Genomic DNA, 16,426 nt, shown 5'->3' with positions numbered 1-16,426 from the left:
CGGATGGCCATCCTCGCCCTGCACCATGTCAACCTGACCTTCCCGGCCGAGCTGGAGGCCGAGACGGTGCGCTTCTATGTCGAGACGCTGGGGCTGGAGGCCCTGCCGAAACCGCAGGGCCGACGCAGCCAGGGCGCCTGGTTGCGGGTCGGCGCCGCCGAGATCCACCTGTCGCCGGACGCGCCGGGCCGCGCCGAGCAGCTGGCGGCGGACCGCCATCTCTGCCTGATCGCCGCCGATCTGGATGCGGCCGAGACCCGGCTGCGCGCCGCCGGGGCGCCGATCGAGGACGACCCGCGGCCGCCCGTCGGCTACCGCCGCCTGTTCACCCGCGACCCGGCCGGCAATCGGCTGGAGCTGAGCGAACCGCCGCGCTGACGCGCCGCGGCGCCTGGATCATTGCAGGCGTCCTGGCCCGGATATATAGATAGGCAACCTATCTATATATCCGGGACACAGCCATGGCTTCCACGGATCCGGCGCCGTCCGGTGCCTCCGACATCCTGGCCGAGGCAATGCGCCCGGCGCTGGCGCGGCTGTACCGGCGGATACGGCGCGAGACCCAGGACGGGGACATCTCGCCGCTGCAGAACCTGCTGCTGGTCCTGATCATCAAGTCCCCCGGCATCGGCGTCGGCGCCCTGGCCGAGATCGAGGGGCTGCGCGGCCCGACCGTCAGCGGCCACGTCAAGCAGCTGGAGGCGGCCGGGCTGGTCGCCCGCACCCCGCCGGACCCGGAGGACCGCCGCCGCTCCGGCCTGGTCGCGACCGAGGAAGGCGTCCGCCGGGCCGAGGCGCTGCGGCGGCAGCGGACCGACTGGCTGGCGCGCCGGCTGGACCACCTGTCGCCGGCGGAGCGGCAGGCGATCGCGGCGGCGATCCCGGCCCTGGTCAGGCTCGGCGAATGACCGCGGTTCCCCCTCCCCCGATAACCGAGCCGGACGTGACCTCCCGCGAGGTCCGGGCCGTGCTGGTGGGGCTGATGATCGTGCTCGGGCTCAGCGCGCTCGACCAGAACATCGTCGCCACCGCCCTGCCCAGCATCGTCGGCGACCTGGGCGGCGGCACCCACCTGTCCTGGGTGGTGACGGCCTATGTCCTGGCCTCGACCGCGGTGATGCCGCTCTACGGCAAGCTGAGCGACCAGCACGGCCGCAAGCCGATGCTAACCCTGGCCGTGCTGCTGTTCCTGCTGGGCTCGGCGCTGTGCGGCCTGGCCCAGAGCATGACGCAGCTGATCGCCTTCCGCGCGGTGCAGGGGCTGGGCGCCGGCGGGCTGCTGCCGCTGGCCCAGGCCACCATCGGCGACCTGGTGCCGCCGGCCCAGCGCGGCCGCCGCCAGGGGTCGGTGGCGGCGGTGTTCGCGGTCTGCAGCGTGGTCGGGCCGGCGCTCGGCGGCACCATCACCGACCTGCTGTCCTGGCACTGGATCTTCTTCGTCAACCTGCCGATCGGCGCCGTGGCGCTCGTGGTGGTCCACCGCGCCCTGCGCCGCCCGCACCGGGCCCGACAGCGTCGGATCGACTATCTCGGCGCCCTGCTGCTGACCGGGGCCACCACCGCCTTCTTGCTGGTCCTGACCCTGGGCGGATCGCAGTTCGCCTGGACGTCGCCCGAGATCCTCGGCATCGGCGCCGCCGTTGTGGCGCTGGCGGTGCTGTTCGTCGGCCATGCCCGCCGCTTCCCCGACCCGGTGCTGCCGCTGCATCTGCGCGGCAACCGCGTCTTCGCCGTCGGCTGCCTGGTCCTGGCCCTGACCTTCATGGGCATGCTGGCCGCCAGCGTGTTCTTTCCGCTGTTCTTCCAGCTGGTGCTGGGGGTCAGCGCCGCCCGCTCCGGCCTGCTGACCGGGCCGCTGATGGTGGGGCTGGTCGCCGCCGCGATCTTCAACGGCCGGGTGCTGCTGCGCTCCGGCCGCTACAAGCCGGCGCAGACCGGCGGGCTGGCCCTGGCCACCCTGGCTTTCGCCTGGCTGAGCTGGGCGGCGGCGACCGCTCAGGGTATCCCGGTGATCGAGCCGGCGCTGATCGCGGTCGGCATCGGCCTCGGCCTGGTGATGCCGAACATGACCATCGCCGTGCAGAACGCGGTGCCGCGCGAGGATCTGGGCGCCGCCACCGCCACCCTGGCGTTCTGCCGCTCGCTCGGCGGCGCCGTCGGCGTGGCCGCGGCCGGGGCGGTGCTGGCCGGGCAGCTGCGCGTCGCGGCCGGCACCGAGGGCCTGGCCCAGGCCGGGCTCCAGCAACTGGCCACGCTGCCGCCCGAGGCGCATGCCGCCGCGGTCGAGCTGTACCGCCACGCCATCGCCACCACCTTCCTGGCCGGCACCGGCGTCATCGCCGCCGCTTTCGTGGCGATCCTGTTCCTGCCGGAGCTGCCGCTGCGCGCCAGCCACGCCCCGGCGAAGGGCTGATGCCAGGGCTTGGCCCGACACCCTTCACAATCCACGTATGGATAGCGATATAGTGCTGTATGGATAGCCGATCCATCCACCGCGGAGGTCTACCGTGACGCTGCAGATCCGAGATGGCCGTGCGCGCGAGCTTGCCCAGGAACTGGCCGCCAGGCGCAAGGTGACCATGACCGAAGCCGTCATCCAGGCGCTGGAGGCCGAGCTGCGCCGCGAGGCGGAGAAGGAGCCCCTCGCCGATCGCATCGCCCGGATCGCGGCCATCGCCGCTGCGGAAGCCGGGCCGGGCGGGCGTGCCATGACCAAGGACGAGATCGATGAGATGTGGGGCCATTGATGTTCGTCGACACGTCGGTGATCGTCGCCCTGATCGCCGGTGAGCCGGATGCGCCCCGCTATACCAACCTCCTGGCGGGGGCCGAACGGCGCCTGACCTCGGGCCTCGTGATCCTCGAGGCGGCGATGCGCCTCTCCACACTGCTCAAACTCGCTCCGGTCCGGGCTGAAGCCCTGATCCATATGCTGCTCGACGATGCCGGGATCGCCGTCATCCCGATCGACGCCGCGACCGCAGCCGTCGCCGCCTTCGCCGCCTATGGCAAAGGCCGAGGCCATCCGGCGCAGCTCAACCTCGCCGACTGCATGTCCTATGCCTGCGCCCGGACGCATGGCGTGCCGCTGCTGTTCAAGGGCGACGACTTCTCCAAGACCGATATTCACGTGGCGGGGGCGGCCTAGCGATCCTCGCGGGTGCGCCAGAGGCGCAGGATATAGACGGTCGAGCCCTGAATCTCGTACCGCATCTCGGTGCGGCCGACGAGGATGCGCCGGACCTCGCGCGGCTCGAACTCGTCCAGCTTCTCACCGATGCGGGGATGTGCGCGCAGCCGCGCTGGCGCTGCCGTCAGCGACCTCACGGTCCTGGCGGCAGCCTGGCGATTGACCGGCGCGAGAAACTCATGGAGACGCGCGAGATCCGAGAGCGCCCTGCCGGTCCATTTCAGCTCGATCAACGCGGGACCGGCAACGGCGTGTCGCTGTCGAGGCTGTCGGCCCAGGCCTGAACGGACCGATGATCGATCACGTGCCCGGCATCGACATCAGCCAGGGCTTCCAGCGTCAGGCGGCGGCGTTCCTCCTCCTGGTCGACCCAGGCCGCCAGCGCCTGCCGGACGATCCATCCGCGCGAGCGCTCCAGCCGGGCAGCCAGCTCGTCCACCTTCTCGGCGAGCGGCAACGGCACATGCGCGGTCAACACCTTGGTATCCATCGGCATCTCCTTCAATCATATATAATCATGCCGATTGGTTTCGATTAAGTCTGAATCGACGGGCCTACGACCGCACTCATAGGAAGCTGTACGGGTCGATGTCGACCTGCACCCGCACCGTGCCGGGCACCTGCACCCGCGACACCCAGTCCGCCACCAGCGGCTGCACCCCGATGCGCCGGTCGGCCTTCAGCAGCAGGCGGCGGCGGTGGCGGCCGCGCAGCATCGCCAGCGGCGCGTCGGCCGGGCCTAGCACCATCAGCCCGTCGCCCTGCGGCGCCGCCCGTCCGAGATCCTGCGACACCCGGTCGACCGCGCCGCGGTCGGGGCCGGAGACGATCAGCGCCACCAGCTTGCCGTAGGGCGGCAGGCCGCGCGACCGCCGCGCCTCCGCCTCCGACGCCAAGAAGCCGTCGCGGTCGTCGGCCACCAGGGTCTGCATCACCGGGTGGTCGGGCATGAAGCTCTGCAGCAGCACGCGGCCCGGCTTTTCGCCGCGCCCGGCCCGGCCGCCGACCTGGTGCAGCAGCTGCCAGGTCCGCTCCGCCGCCCGCAGGTCGCCGCCGGCGAGGCCGAGATCGGCGTCGACCACCCCGACCAGGGTCAGGCCCGGGAAGTTGTGGCCCTTGGCCAGGATCTGGGTGCCGATCAGCAGGTTGACGGCGCCGCTGTCGAGATCCGCCGTCAGGTCGGCGATCGCCTGGGGGCCTGAGAAGGTGTCGGAGGCGACGATCTGCCAGCGCGCCTCCGGCAGGGTGGCGTCAACCTCCTCGGCGATCCGCTCCACCCCCGGTCCGCAGGCGGCGAAGCTGCCCTCGGCGTGGCAGGACGGGCAGGCCTTGGGCAGCGGCGCCCGGTGGCCGCAATGGTGGCACTCCAGCCGCCCGGCCAGGCGGTGCTCGACCAGCCAGGCCGTGCAATGCGGGCATTCCAGGCGATGGCCGCACTGCCGGCACAGGGTCAGGGGGGCGTAGCCGCGGCGGTTCAGGAACAGCATCGCCTGGTCCCCCGCCGCCAGCGTCTCGACCACCGCCTCGCGCAGGGTCGGCGACAGGAAGCGGCCGCGCGGCGGCGATTCGCGGCGCATGTCGATCGCGCTCACCGCCGGCATCTGCGCCGCGCCGTGCCGCGACGGCAGTTCCAGCGTCGCATAGCGCCCGGCCTCGACATTGGCCAGCGTCTCCAGCGACGGCGTGGCCGAGGCCAGCACCACCGGGAAGCCGCCGAGATGGCCGCGCAGCACCGCCATGTCGCGGGCCTGGTAGACGACGCCGTCCTCCTGCTTGAAGGCGCTCTCATGCTCCTCGTCGACCACGATCAGCCCGAGCTCGGGATAGGGCAGGAACAGGGCCGAGCGGGCGCCGACCACCACGCGGGCCTCGCCGAAGGCCACCGCCCGCCAGTTGCGCCGGCGCTGGGTCGAGCTCAGCTCCGAATGCCATTCGGTCGGCCGCACGCCGAAGCGGGCGGCGAAGCGGTCGAGCCAATGCGCCGACAGCGCGATCTCCGGCAGCAGCACCAGCACCTGCCGGCCGGCCGCCAGCGCCGCCGCGACCGCCTCGAAATACACCTCGGTCTTGCCCGAGCCGGTGACGCCGTCGATCAGCGTGGTCGAATAGCCGCCATCGGCGACCGCGTCGATCAGCCGGTCCGCCGCCTCGCGCTGGGCCTCGCCCAGCACCGCCCGCGGCCGAGCGAGATCGGGCTGCGGCACCGGGTCGAAGCCGGGCAGCAGCACGGTCTCGAGCAGCCCGGCCTCGGCCATGCCCTTGATCACGCCGGCGCCGCAGCCGGCCTCGCGCGCCAGCTCGGCCGGCAGCCGCGCCGGCCCGTCCTCCAGCACCGCCAGCACCCGCCGCCGGGCGCCACTGAGCTTGGCTCCGTCCGGCAGAGACTCCGCCCGGCGATAGGCCGTGATCGGCTTCGGCGGCTCCAGCGCCCCGGTCGAGGACAGGGTCATGCGCAGCACCGCGCCCGGGGGCGACAAGGTGTAGCGGGCGACCCGGTCGATGAAATTGCGCGCCACCTCCGGCAGCGGCGGCAGGTCGAAGCGGTGCGCGACCGGCTTCAACCGGGCCAGGGCGACCTTGCCGGTGCCCGGCCCCCAGACCACGCCGATCCGCCGCAGCCGGCCGAGCGGCACCTCGACATAGCTGCCGGGCGCAAGATCCAGGCCCTCGGGCACCGCATAATCGTAAGCTTCTGCCAAGGGCAGCGGCAGCAGCACCCGAACCGTGGCGATCGCGCCACTCTCCTCCTCGACCGCTGTCGCTGCTGTGGCCTCGGACTCCGCCATGGGCTAGACTTGCTCCCGCGGGCCGACACCGGTGCCGCGCATCGGCCCGAAGCGACCGCTGGCCATTGGAACGAGGCCCATGAAGTTCTTCATCGATACCGCCGACTTCAACGAAATCCGTGACCTGGCCTCCACCGGCCTGGTCGATGGGGTGACCACCAACCCCTCCCTGATCGCCAAGTCCGGGGCCAAGTTCCTGGACCTGATCCCGCGGATCTGCGAGGTGGTGAAGGGACCGGTCTCGGCCGAGGTCGCCGCGACCGACTTCGACACCATGATGGCCGAGGGCCTCAAGCTGTCCAAGATCGCGAAGAACATCGCGGTCAAGGTGCCGCTGACGCCCGCCGGGCTCAAGGTCTGCCGCACCTTGTCCGACGCCGGCACCATGGTCAACGTCACGCTGTGCTTCTCGGCCGGCCAGGCGATCCTGGCGGCGAAGGCGGGCGCGACCTTCGTCTCGCCCTTCGTCGGCCGCCTCGACGACGTCGGCGAGGACGGCATGGGCCTGATCGCCGACATCGTCCAGATCTACCGCCAGTACCCGGACATCAAGACCCAGGTGCTGGTCGCGTCGATCCGCGGGCCGCGGCATGTGATCGAGGCTGCGAAGCTGGGCGCCCATGTCGGCACCCTGCCGCCGGCGGCGCTGCGCTCCCTGTTCAGCCACCCGCTGACCGAGAAGGGCCTGTCCGCCTTCGTGGCCGACTGGGCGAAGACCGGCCAGAGCATCCTCGACGAGCACGAGCTCGCCGCCGTCAAGAAGACGGCGTGAGGGCGGCCCGTTGGCACAGGAAGTAAAGCAGCCGGACGCCCCCGCGCTCACCGCGGCGGACGTCTCGGCCTGGCTGCTGGCCCATCCGGACTTCCTGGTCCAGCACCCGGATCTGCTGGGCCGGCTGGCCCTGCCGCCGCGGGATCGCGGCGACGGGGTGATCGACCTGCAGGGCTTCCAGGCCGAAAGGCTGCGCGGCCAGGTCGACCGGCTGAAGGAGCAGCAGCGCGCCTTCATTGGCGCCAGCCGCGCCAACCACAACACCCAGAACCGGGTGCATGCCGCGATCCTGTTCCTGCTCGACGCCGAAAGCTTCGAGCAGCTGATCCACACGGTGTCGACCGACCTCGCCGTGCTGCTCGACCTCGACGTGGTGACGCTGCTGGTCGAGGCGACGGAGGGCGAGGAATCGCCGCCGCACAGCGCCGAGGTCCGCATCGTCGGGCCCGGCGAGGTCGGCCGCCGCCTGGGCGGGCAGGAGTTGATGCTCGAATCGGACATCGCCGGCGAGGAGGCGCTGTTCGGCGCCGGCGCCGGGCTGGTGCGCAGCCAGGCGCTGGTCCGCCTGAACGTGTCGCCGGAGGTGCCGCCCTGCGTCCTGGCCCTCGGCAGCCGCGACCCGGAGATGTTCCATCCCGGCATGCGGACCGAGCTGGTCGGCTTCCTCGGCCGGGTGCTGGAGCGCTGCATCCGTTCCTGGCTGACCGGCCCCGGGCAGGACTAGGACCCGCCCGATGGGCGCCCCGGACGATACGGCGCTCATTCCCTCATCGGACTTCATGGCCGGCTGGCCGGCGGCAGCGGATCTGCGCGACGCCGCCGGCCGCTGGCGGGTCTGGCTGGAGGACGAGAAGCGGGTGTCGCCGCACACGCTGCGCGCCTATCTCGGCGATGTCGGCCGTTTCGTCGGCTTCCTGGCCGATCATCTCGGCCGGCCGCCGAGCCTGAACGACCTCTCCGCCGCCGCCCTGTCCGACCTGCGCGCCTTTCAGTCGCACCGGGCCGCAAGCGGGGCCGGCGCCGCCACCCGGGCGCGCGGCCTGTCCGGCGTCCGCAACTTCCTGGCCCATCTCGACCGGGCCGGGGTGCTGCACAACGCGGCGATCGGCAGCTTGCGCAACCCCAAGCTGCCGAAGCGCCTGCCGCGGCCGCTGGCCGTGACCGATGCGCTGGCCGCGGTCGACACGGTGGAAACCCTGAGCGACGAGGAATGGATCGGGCTGCGCGACCGCGCCCTCCTGTTCCTGCTCTATGGCTGCGGCCTGCGCCTGGGCGAGGCGCTGGGGCTGACCCGGCGCGAGGCGCCGAAGGGCGACACGCTGGTGGTCACCGGCAAGGGCCGCAAGCAGCGCATGGTGCCGGTGCTGCCGGCGGTGCGCGAGGCGGTCGACGCCTATATCTCCGCCTGCCCCTTCCCGCTGGCCGCCACGGGCCCGCTGTTCCTGGGCGTCCGCGGCGGGCCGCTGAACCCCGGCGTGGCCGAGCGGCAGATGCGCCAGCTGCGCGCCGTGCTGGGCCTGCCCGATTCGGCGACCCCGCACGCCCTCAGGCACAGCTTCGCCACCCATCTGCTGGCCGGCGGCGGCGACCTGCGCACGATCCAGGAGCTGCTGGGCCATGCCGCCCTGTCGACCACCCAGCGCTACACCGAGATCGACACCGAGCGGCTGATGAGCGTCTATGCCGACGCCCACCCCAGGGCCCGTCGCGCCGGCAAATAGGCCGCAATCCTCCGGAGGATCCGATGACCGAACCCGATCCCGATGACGAGCATTGGGGCCCCTCCACCACGGCGATCCACCATGGCTACGATCCGGCCAGCGCCCAGGGCGCGCTGACGCCGCCGATCTACATGACCTCGACCTACGCCTTCCCCAACACCGCGACCGGGGCGGCGGTGTTCCGGGGCGAGACCGAGGGCTACGTCTATGGCCGCCGCCACAACCCGACCCAGACCATCCTGGAGGACCGGCTCGCCCGGCTGGAGGGCGGCGCCGCGGCGGTGGCGATGGCGTCGGGCATCGCCTGCGTCACCACGCCGATGTGGACCCTGCTGCAGGCCGGCGACGAGGTGGTGATCGACCACACCCTGTACGGCAACACCTACGCCTTCTTCATGCAGGGCCTGCCACGGTTCGGCGTCAAGGTCACCAAGGTCGACATGACCCGGCTGGAGGCGCTGGAAGCCGCGCTGACCGCGAAGACGCGGGTGGTCTATTTCGAGACCCCGGCCAACCCGAACCTGCGGGTGATCGACATCCGCGCCGTGTCCGACCTGGCCCGGCGGGCCGCGCCCGGGGCGCTGATCGTGGTCGACAACACCTTCTGCACCCCGGTGCTGCAGCGGCCGCTGGACCACGGCGCCGACCTGGTGCTGCATTCGGCGACCAAGGTCCTGAGCGGCCATGGCGACGTGCTGGGCGGCGTGCTGGTCGGGCCCAAGCCGATCATCGACCGGGTGCGCAACGAGGGGCTGCGCTACCTGACCGGCGCGACGCTGTCGCCGATGAACGCCCATCTGGTGCTGCGCGGGCTGAAGACGCTGGAGATCCGGATGGCGCAGCACTCCCGCTCCGCCACTGCCGTGGCGCAGCTGCTGCAGAGCCATTCGGCGGTGGCGCGGGTGTTCTATCCGGGGCTGGAGTCGCATCCGCAATTTGCGCTGGCCGGCCGGCAGATGCTGCTGCCCGGCGGCCTGATCGCCTTCGAGCTGGAGCGCGGCATCGAGGCCGGCCGCAAATTCATGGACCGGCTGCGGCTGGTGACGCTGGCGGTCAGCCTGGGCGACGCGGAATCGCTGGTCCAGCACCCCGCCAGCATGACCCATGCGAACTACACGCCGGAGGAACGGGCGGCGCAGGGCATCGGCGAGGGGCTGGTGCGCCTGTCGATCGGGCTGGAAAACACGCCCGACATCCTCGCCGACATCGAGCAGGCGCTGGGCAACCTGTAGCCTCAACCTGGGGGCAAGCCATTCTCGAAGCAATAGTGGATCGTCGGGAAGCTGTGGCGCAGCGCCACCGCGTCGGGCCGCACCGATTCCGGCGATTCGCCGCGCACCAGGACCCGGGCGATCAGCTCGGCGATCGCCTCCATCTCGCGCTCGCGCATGCCGAAGCGGGTGACCTCGATGGTGCCGATGCGCAGGCCGCCGGGATAATCCCAATCCTCCTTGCGGTCGGCCGGCAGCAGGTTCTTGTTCACGATCAGGTTGGCGCGCTCCAGAATCTGCGCCGCCGCCAAGCCGCGGCCGAAGCCGCGCGCATCGGCGATCGCCTGATGCGTGGTGGTGAAACCCTTATGGGCGCCCAGCATCGGGATGCCGCGCTCCTGCAGCGCCCGCGCCAGCGCCTGGGCGTTGGCGACGATCTGGGCCTGCAGCTCGGTGCCGAAGGCGATCGCCTCCGCCGTCGCCAGGGCCAGCGCCGCCACCCGGTTGACCTGGTGCGTCGCCGCCCAGACCGGAAACACCGCCGTCGTCACCGCCTCGGTGATCGCCGGGTCGTCCCACAGCAGGATGCCGGATTGCGGCCCGGCGAAGGTCTTGCCGGCCGAACCGGTGACGATGTCGGCGCCTTCCTTCAGCGGGTCCTGGAACTGGCCGCCGCCGATCAGGCCGAGCTGATGCGCCGCGTCGAAGAAGAAGCGGCCGCCCCACTCCGCGATCACCTCGCGCATCGCCGCCACCGGCTGCGGGAACAGCGTCATCGACAGGCCGAGCGCGACCAGCTTCGGCCGGGCCAGCGGCGCCGCCCGGCGGAACAGGTCGAGGTCGACCACCAGCTCCTCCGGGTCCATCGGAATGTCGACGATGGTGCGGCCCATGGCGCCGGCCGGGCCGTCATGCCGGTTCGAGGAATGGCCGCCGGTGGGCTGCGCCGCGGTCATCACCACGTCACCCGGCGCGGTCAGCGCGGTGTAGACGACGGCGTTGCCGATCATCGAGGCGCACAGCCGGTGGTCGGCGTAGGCGCAGCGGAAATGGCGCTTCAGCAGCTCGACGCACAGCGCCTCGACCTCGTCGATATGGCGGGTGCCGGCGAACCAGCGGTTGACCCGGCCGATATGGCCTTCCGCCGCGCGGGTGCCGATCTCGGCCGCCAGCAGCGCCCGCACGCCGGGGCTGGTCGGGGCCTCGGGCGCCAGCAGGTTGATGCAGTCCTCACCGCGCCACTGGGCGTTGTGCCCGACCGCCGCCTTCACGGCCTCGCCCATCGCCGCCGGATCGGCGCAGGCATCGAGCACGGCCCGCGCCGTCGCCAGCGCCTTCCGGTCATGCACCTCGATGCGGTTCGACAGATCCGGTGAGTCCATGGTCGCCTCCTGTTCGTTCGATCGAGGCTATGACGAAATCATCGGCAACGGATTTCGATTTGCGCGTCCGGAATTTCCGTTGTGGAATGTGCCGATGCCGCTTCGGAGAAATCCATGAAAAGCCCGGACCGAATCCGCCCGGCCCCGATCGAGCTCGACGCCATCGACCGCCGCATCCTCGACGCGCTGCAGGAGGACAACCAGATCACCAATCTGGCGCTGGCCGAGCGGGTCGGCCTGTCGCCGCCGGCCTGCCTGAAGCGAGTGCGCCGGCTGCGCCAGGAGCGGGTGGTGGTGCGCGACGTGGCGCTGGTCGACCCGGAGAAGGTCGGCCAGACCATCGTCGCCTTCGTCGGGGTCGAGCTGGACCGCCAGCGCGAGGACGTGCTGGCCGCCTTCGAGCGCAAGATCGCGGCCGAGCCCGAGGTGCAGCAATGCTATTTCGTGTCCGGCGAGACCGACTACCTGCTGGTCGTCACCTGCCGCGACATGGAGGCCTACAACCTGTTCTGCCGCCGCGTGCTGGCGAACGAGCACAACATCAAGCGCTTCCGCACCAGCTTCAACCTGTCCCGGGTGAAGTACGAGACCAAGGTGCCGATCGGGGCGTGACGCGTCAGCTGGGCCCATAGAGCCTGAGGAACAGCTCCGCCGCCGCCGCCGCACGCCGCCGCAGGGCCTCGCCGTCCGGCGCCGCGGCCGCCCCGAGCAACACCTGGATCTGCAGGTCGCGCAGCAGCAGGCCGAGGAAGACCGAGAAGGCGTCCTCCGGATCGGCAGCCTCGATCTCGCCCCGTGCGGCGCGATCCCGCAGCAGGGCCACCATCCGGCCGCCCGTGGCCGCCCGGCCGGAGGCGACGAGCAGGCGCCCCAGCTCGCCGTCCCGGGCGGCCTCCGCCGCCGCGGCCCGGTTGATCGCCACCGCCCGCGGGCCGAGCAGCAGGCCGAGCAGCGCCACGCCGAACTCCGACAGGACGGTGCGGATCGGCGTCTCCGGCGGGTCCGCCGGCACCGCCTCGATCACCGCGTTCACGGCCGCGGCATTGTCGGCGACCAGGGCCGCGAACAAGCCCTTCTTGTCGCCGAACCAGGCGTAGAGCGTCTCCTTCGACGCGCGGGCCTCGCGGGCGATGTCGAGCATGCTGGTGCCGGCATAGCCCTGGCGTTCCAGCACCGCCAGCGCCGCATCCAGCACCGCCCGCCGCCGTTCCTCGCTTTGCCGCGCCATCCGTTCCCTCTTGACCCTTCAACTCAGTCCCGACACTCTATCAGTACCGATCGGTACGGTACAGATCTGGAGGAACCCGATGCTGCGGCTTCGTTATCTCGATCGTGGCCTGCTGGCGCTGTCGACCCTCGCCGTCGCGCTGGCGGCGGGCTTCTTCTACGCCTATGCCTGCTCGGTGCTGTACGGGCTGGCCCAGCTCGACGACCGCGCCGCGATCGGCGCCATGCAGGCGATCAACGCCACCGTGCGCAACCCGGTCTTCGCCTTCGCGTTCTTCGGCGCCCTCGCCTTCCCGGCGGCGCTGCTGGCGTTGCGGCTGGCCCGCGCCCGGTTCGGCCGGTCGGAGATCTGGCTGGCCGCGGCGGTGGCCCTGTACGGCCTGGCCGGCTTCGCCCTGACCTTCCTGGCGAGCGTGCCGCTGAATCAATGGCTGGCGACGGTCCCGCTCGACGGCACGGCCGATCTGGCGACGGCGCGGGCCCGCTATTTCGGACCGTGGGACGCCTGGAACTGGGCGCGCACGATCGCCGCCGGCGCGGCCGCGCTGTGCCTGGCCCTGGTCTGGTTCGAGGATGGCCGGAACACGGCCTGACGCTCGGCGCGTCGGGACCGGCACGTCCTTGGAGTAGTCGTAGAAGCCGCGCTTGGTCTTGCGGCCGAGCCAGCAGGGCGGTTGACCGCTTTCGGACCCATTGCAGACGGGCCACTTCGGCCTCGCTAAAGGACACCTATCGCCAGATTAATCCAGACCCGGGGCACAGGTAGCCTTGCCTAGCGGCGGGCTCACCGGCTCGAAGGCGATCATAACAATCCGGCCGAGGCCAGCGCTTTTCCTCTCCTCCTCCGAGAAAAGAGGGTTGTCTTGGCCTTTCGCCTCGACCGTGATTAGCTGATCGGAAATGCCAAGTTCGATCAGCTTGAGCCGAACCGCTTCCGCGCGCCGCATTGACAGGCCTCGGTTCAGCGCTGGTATGGGTTCATCGTCAGCCTCTCCCGTCAGGAGGACCTTCGTGGTCTCCCTCATGCAGATCTCGTAGGCAGCGCCGAGAACGGTCCCCTCTTGCGCAGGAGACAGCGCCGCACTGCCCTTCTCGAACACCACCAAGGTTGGTCGTCGGCCTTCATCTAGCACCACCACCTCAGGTGCTTTGGGCGCACAGCCTGCGGCCATGATCGCCATCACGGCAAGAAATCCGACCCTGACCATGATGCCCCCTTTCAGCGCCGCCCGACTTCAAAGAGACGTCTAATTGCCATCCCTGTCAGGACCGTAGGATCGGTGAAGCGATTAGAGTAGCAGACATGTCTGCTTTCCGCGCCCAAAGGCGACGGTCGCCCCCCTGCTAAAGCGCTCAGCAATGACCGACCAGGCATCCGCGCCGCCATCGCATGATACGTTCTATGAACAAGGCGCAGTCCGTCCCTACCCCTCAGCCAGCCGCACCGGCCCTCGACCAGGCCGATGCCGAGCAGGCGGCGCGCATGCTCGACCGGCTGGCGCCTCCGGGTGAGGGGATTTTGTCGAGGCCAGTGCCCGCCCTCACCCGGTCTCGCTCCGCGAGCCCGACCTCTCCCGCCAGGCGGGAGAGGCAACGCAATGAGCCGACCTGGGTCGGCGGCGTCACCGGGTGGGAACAGGTACGTCCTTCGAGTAGTCGTAGAAGCCGCGCTTGGTCTTGCGGCCGAGCCAGCCGGCCTCGACGTATTTCACCAGCAGCGGACAGGGCCGGTACTTGCTGTCGGCCAGGCCGTCATACAGCACGTTCATGATCGACAGGCAGGTGTCGAGGCCGATGAAGTCGGCCAGCTCCAGCGGCCCCATCGGGTGGTTGGCGCCGAGCTTCATCGAGGTGTCGATCGCCTCGACCGAGCCCACGCCCTCATAGAGGGTGTAGACCGCCTCGTTGATCATCGGCAGCAGGATGCGGTTGACGATGAAGGCCGGGAAATCTTCCGACACCGCCGGGGTCTTGCCCAGCTTCAGCGCCAGGTCGCGGATCGACTCGTAGGTCGCGTCGTCGGTGGCGATGCCGCGGATGATCTCCACCAGCTTCATCACCGGCACGGGGTTCATGAAGTGCATGCCGATGAAGCGCTCGGGCCGGTCGGTCGTGGCCGCGAGGCGGGTGATCGAGATCGAGCTGGTGTTGGTCGCCACCATCGCCCGCTCGTTCAGATGCGGCACCAGCTGCTTGAAGATCTCGCGCTTGATCGGTTCGCTCTCGGTCGCCGCCTCGATCACCAGGTCGCAATCCTTGAACGCCTGGTACTCGGCGGCGGTGTGGATCCGGGCCAGGACCGTCGGCTTCTCCTCGGCGGTGAGCTTGCCGCGGCCGATCAGCCGGTCGACATGGCCTTCAATGGACTCCCGCGCCCGATCCAGGGCCTTCGGATCGACGTCCAGGAGCCGGATGGTGAAGCCGCTCTGGGCGCCGACCTGGGCGATGCCGCTGCCCATTTGCCCTGCGCCGATGACGCCGATCGTCTGGATCATGCCTGGGTTCCGCTCCGAACGTCCCTGTCCCGCCGGCCGCCCGCATTGGTGCGGTGCAGCAAAGAGGTCGAACGATAGTGATGTCCGACAGAGCTTGTCAACGCGACTGCCGCCCACGCAAGCATCTTGCCCAAGCCGTGGGCAAAAGGGCTCACCGGTGGGCTCCGGGAACCCAGAGGACGTCGTCCTTGCCGTCGCCGTTCATGTGGCGGGCCAGGACGAACAGGTGGTCGGACAGACGGTTGGCGTATTTCAGCGCCTCGGGGTTGACCGCCTCCACCGCCATCAGGGCCGAGACCAGCCGCTCCGCCCGCCGCACCACGGTGCGGGCGTGATGCAGATGGGCGGAGGCGGCGCTGCCGCCCGGCAGCACGAAGCTGTTCAGCGGCGCCAGAACAGCGTTCATGGCGTCGATCTCGCGCTCCAGCCGCTCCACCTGCGCCGCCGTCACCCGCAGCGGCGGATATTTGGGATCAGGCTCCTCCGGCGTCGCCAGGTCGGCGCCGAGATCGAACAGGTCGTTCTGGATCCGGCCGAGCATGGCGTCAGCCTCGCCTTCGGTATGCAACCGGGCCATACCGATCACGGCATTGGCCTCGTCCACCGTGCCATAGGCCTCGACCCGCAGGTCGTGCTTGGCCACCCGCCGGCCGCCGACCAGCGAGGTCTGCCCGGCGTCACCGCCGCGGGTGTAGATCCGGGTCAGCGTGACCATGGCTGCCGCATTTCCGGGTCGCTCAAGCCGTCCACAGGGCCAGCAGGAAGAACAGGATGGCCAGGGCCTGGAAACCGATGCGGGCCTGCATCAGCTTGTTGCCCCATTTCCGGTTGAACGGGCCGCTCTGCGCCATGCCGAACACGCCGGTGGCCAGCGAGGCGACCACCCCGAGCATGCAGATCACGGCCAGGACGAGAAACACGATGTTCATGCAAGGACTATAGGGCGCACCCGGGGCGTCGCACAGGGTGATTGCACGGAACCGTCACGCCGGCAGCTCAGCCGGGACGACGCCGCGGCACCGGCACATCCACCGCCGTGGGCGGCGGCGGCCGGGTTGCCGGCGGCGCGACGCCCTGGACCGGACGGGCCGCGGCCACGACCGGCCGGAACCGCGGCGGCGGCACGGTGAAGGGCGCCGGCACTGTCGCCGCAGTGTCTGTCCGGGGCAGCAGCGCCTCCACCGCCGGGGCCGGGGCAAAGGCGGCGGGCGGCACGTTGATCAGCGATTCCGGCGCCTTCGGGGCGGAGGCTGCCGCCACGGGATTCGGGACGGGCGAAGCGGCCGGTGCCGGGGGCACGGCCGGGGGCGCAGCCGGCGCCAGGGGCGAGGCCAGCGCCGCGGATAGAGCCGGCGCGATGGGCGCGGCGGCGGGTGCCGGCTCGGCCGGCGCCGCGGCAACGGCGACAGGTTGGGTCGAGCCTGGGCGCGGCAGCGGCGGAGGCACCGCCGGGGGCGAGGTCAGCACCCGGAGGCTGGGGTCGATCTCGACCACGTGCGGCGCGGCGGGCTGCGGGGCCGCGGTCGCGGCAGGTGCCGGCTCGGCCGGCGCCGCGGCGACGGCGGCAGGCTGGGTCGAGCATGGGCGCGGCAAGGGCGGTGGCACCGCCGGCGGAGAGGTCAGCACCCGCAGGCTGGGGTCG

Annotated in this window: 20 protein-coding genes and 1 pseudogene; 11 read left to right on the top strand and 10 right to left on the bottom strand. The window is 71.0% G+C overall.

Translation table 11 applies throughout. From position 1 onward, the window contains the following. Positions 1 to 3: 3 nt before the first annotated feature. The 5 genes from ACTOWL_RS15245 (at position 4) to ACTOWL_RS15225 (ending at position 3,148) form a co-directional block, all read left to right on the top strand. Entirely contained in the window at positions 4 to 378 is a 375-nt protein-coding gene (locus tag ACTOWL_RS15245) for a VOC family protein (protein WP_441322095.1), read from the top strand. A gap of 83 nt (positions 379 to 461) precedes the next feature. Then, on the top strand, positions 462 to 908 hold the full coding sequence (locus tag ACTOWL_RS15240; protein ID WP_441322094.1) for a MarR family winged helix-turn-helix transcriptional regulator: 447 nt from the start codon (positions 462 to 464) through the stop codon (positions 906 to 908). Positions 909 to 943: 35 nt separating this feature from the next. Then, on the top strand, positions 944 to 2,413 hold the full coding sequence (locus ACTOWL_RS15235) for an MDR family MFS transporter (protein ID WP_441322093.1): 1,470 nt from the start codon (positions 944 to 946) through the stop codon (positions 2,411 to 2,413). A gap of 94 nt (positions 2,414 to 2,507) precedes the next feature. Further along, positions 2,508 to 2,747, top strand: coding sequence for a type II toxin-antitoxin system VapB family antitoxin (locus ACTOWL_RS15230; protein ID WP_441322092.1), 240 nt, complete (start codon positions 2,508 to 2,510; stop codon positions 2,745 to 2,747). Then, the gene (locus ACTOWL_RS15225) at positions 2,747 to 3,148 is read left to right on the top strand and encodes a type II toxin-antitoxin system VapC family toxin (RefSeq protein ID WP_441322091.1); all 402 of its coding nucleotides are present in this window, start codon (positions 2,747 to 2,749) and stop codon (positions 3,146 to 3,148) included. Before ACTOWL_RS15230 ends, ACTOWL_RS15225 begins: the two co-directional genes overlap by 1 nt. On the opposite strand, the gene ACTOWL_RS15220 is transcribed toward ACTOWL_RS15225, so the two are convergent. The 3 genes from ACTOWL_RS15220 to ACTOWL_RS15210 all read right to left on the bottom strand — a co-directional run bounded on the left by ACTOWL_RS15220 (position 3,145) and on the right by ACTOWL_RS15210 (position 5,976). Further along, a complete protein-coding gene (locus tag ACTOWL_RS15220) occupies positions 3,145 to 3,423 on the bottom strand; it encodes a type II toxin-antitoxin system RelE/ParE family toxin (RefSeq protein WP_441322090.1) in 279 nt (92 codons plus the stop codon). The genes ACTOWL_RS15225 and ACTOWL_RS15220 overlap by 4 nt on opposite strands. Beyond that, on the bottom strand, positions 3,420 to 3,680 hold the full coding sequence (locus tag ACTOWL_RS15215; RefSeq protein WP_441322089.1) for a CopG family ribbon-helix-helix protein: 261 nt from the start codon (positions 3,678 to 3,680) through the stop codon (positions 3,420 to 3,422). The genes ACTOWL_RS15220 and ACTOWL_RS15215 overlap by 4 nt, the downstream gene beginning before the upstream one ends. Positions 3,681 to 3,756: 76 nt before the next feature. Then, entirely contained in the window at positions 3,757 to 5,976 is a 2,220-nt protein-coding gene (locus tag ACTOWL_RS15210; protein ID WP_441322088.1) for a primosomal protein N', read from the bottom strand. A 79-nt stretch (positions 5,977 to 6,055) separates the two neighbouring features. Between ACTOWL_RS15210 and fsa the strand changes: the two genes are divergently transcribed. The 4 genes from fsa to ACTOWL_RS15190 are packed head-to-tail and all read left to right on the top strand — an operon-like array spanning position 6,056 to position 9,701. Continuing rightward, positions 6,056 to 6,748, top strand: coding sequence for a fructose-6-phosphate aldolase (fsa, locus tag ACTOWL_RS15205; protein ID WP_441322087.1), 693 nt, complete (start codon positions 6,056 to 6,058; stop codon positions 6,746 to 6,748). 10 nt (positions 6,749 to 6,758) lie between these two features. Continuing rightward, on the top strand, positions 6,759 to 7,472 hold the full coding sequence (locus ACTOWL_RS15200; protein ID WP_441322086.1) for a DUF484 family protein: 714 nt from the start codon (positions 6,759 to 6,761) through the stop codon (positions 7,470 to 7,472). Positions 7,473 to 7,482: 10 nt separating this feature from the next. Beyond that, positions 7,483 to 8,469 (top strand): tyrosine recombinase XerC, encoded by a 987-nt coding sequence (locus ACTOWL_RS15195; protein ID WP_441322085.1) that lies wholly within the window; start codon positions 7,483 to 7,485, stop codon positions 8,467 to 8,469. A gap of 23 nt (positions 8,470 to 8,492) precedes the next feature. Continuing rightward, complete coding sequence (locus ACTOWL_RS15190) at positions 8,493 to 9,701, top strand: trans-sulfuration enzyme family protein (RefSeq protein ID WP_441322084.1); 1,209 nt, start codon at positions 8,493 to 8,495, stop codon at positions 9,699 to 9,701. A 2-nt stretch (positions 9,702 to 9,703) separates the two neighbouring features. Here ACTOWL_RS15190 and glyA read toward each other — a convergent pair whose 3' ends face one another. After that, positions 9,704 to 11,062, bottom strand: coding sequence for a serine hydroxymethyltransferase (glyA, locus tag ACTOWL_RS15185; RefSeq protein ID WP_441322083.1), 1,359 nt, complete (start codon positions 11,060 to 11,062; stop codon positions 9,704 to 9,706). Between the two features lie 114 nt (positions 11,063 to 11,176). Here glyA and ACTOWL_RS15180 point away from each other — a divergent pair, with 114 nt between their 5' ends. After that, the gene (locus tag ACTOWL_RS15180) at positions 11,177 to 11,674 is read left to right on the top strand and encodes an Lrp/AsnC family transcriptional regulator (RefSeq protein ID WP_441322082.1); all 498 of its coding nucleotides are present in this window, start codon (positions 11,177 to 11,179) and stop codon (positions 11,672 to 11,674) included. 4 nt (positions 11,675 to 11,678) lie between these two features. Here ACTOWL_RS15180 and ACTOWL_RS15175 read toward each other — a convergent pair whose 3' ends face one another. Continuing rightward, complete coding sequence (locus ACTOWL_RS15175) at positions 11,679 to 12,290, bottom strand: TetR/AcrR family transcriptional regulator (RefSeq protein ID WP_441322081.1); 612 nt, start codon at positions 12,288 to 12,290, stop codon at positions 11,679 to 11,681. 79 nt (positions 12,291 to 12,369) lie between these two features. Here ACTOWL_RS15175 and ACTOWL_RS15170 point away from each other — a divergent pair, with 79 nt between their 5' ends. Next, positions 12,370 to 12,882, top strand: coding sequence for an anthrone oxygenase family protein (locus tag ACTOWL_RS15170; protein ID WP_441322080.1), 513 nt, complete (start codon positions 12,370 to 12,372; stop codon positions 12,880 to 12,882). Positions 12,883 to 13,029: 147 nt separating this feature from the next. On the opposite strand, the gene ACTOWL_RS15165 is transcribed toward ACTOWL_RS15170, so the two are convergent. The 5 genes and pseudogenes from ACTOWL_RS15165 to ACTOWL_RS15145 all read right to left on the bottom strand — a co-directional run. Continuing rightward, positions 13,030 to 13,497: an OmpA family protein gene (locus tag ACTOWL_RS15165; protein ID WP_441322079.1), complete on the bottom strand. Its 468-nt coding sequence runs from the start codon at positions 13,495 to 13,497 to the stop codon at positions 13,030 to 13,032. A 414-nt stretch (positions 13,498 to 13,911) separates the two neighbouring features. Then, entirely contained in the window at positions 13,912 to 14,784 is an 873-nt protein-coding gene (locus ACTOWL_RS15160; protein ID WP_441322078.1) for a 3-hydroxybutyryl-CoA dehydrogenase, read from the bottom strand. Between the two features lie 151 nt (positions 14,785 to 14,935). Beyond that, on the bottom strand, positions 14,936 to 15,499 hold the full coding sequence (locus tag ACTOWL_RS15155; RefSeq protein ID WP_441322077.1) for a cob(I)yrinic acid a,c-diamide adenosyltransferase: 564 nt from the start codon (positions 15,497 to 15,499) through the stop codon (positions 14,936 to 14,938). 22 nt (positions 15,500 to 15,521) lie between these two features. After that, positions 15,522 to 15,713 carry a twin transmembrane helix small protein gene (locus tag ACTOWL_RS15150; RefSeq protein ID WP_441322076.1) on the bottom strand — a complete coding sequence of 64 codons (192 nt, stop codon included), beginning with the start codon at positions 15,711 to 15,713 and terminating at the stop codon, positions 15,522 to 15,524. Positions 15,714 to 15,780: 67 nt separating this feature from the next. Beyond that, a pseudogene (locus tag ACTOWL_RS15145) lies at positions 15,781 to 16,426 on the bottom strand (hypothetical protein); the annotation flags it as partial.

Source organism: Inquilinus sp. CA228 (genome assembly GCF_052078665.1).
GTDB lineage: Bacteria > Pseudomonadota > Alphaproteobacteria > DSM-16000 > Inquilinaceae > Inquilinus.
Note: the sequence above shows the minus strand (reverse complement) of the source record. Positions and strands in the feature narration are given on the sequence as shown.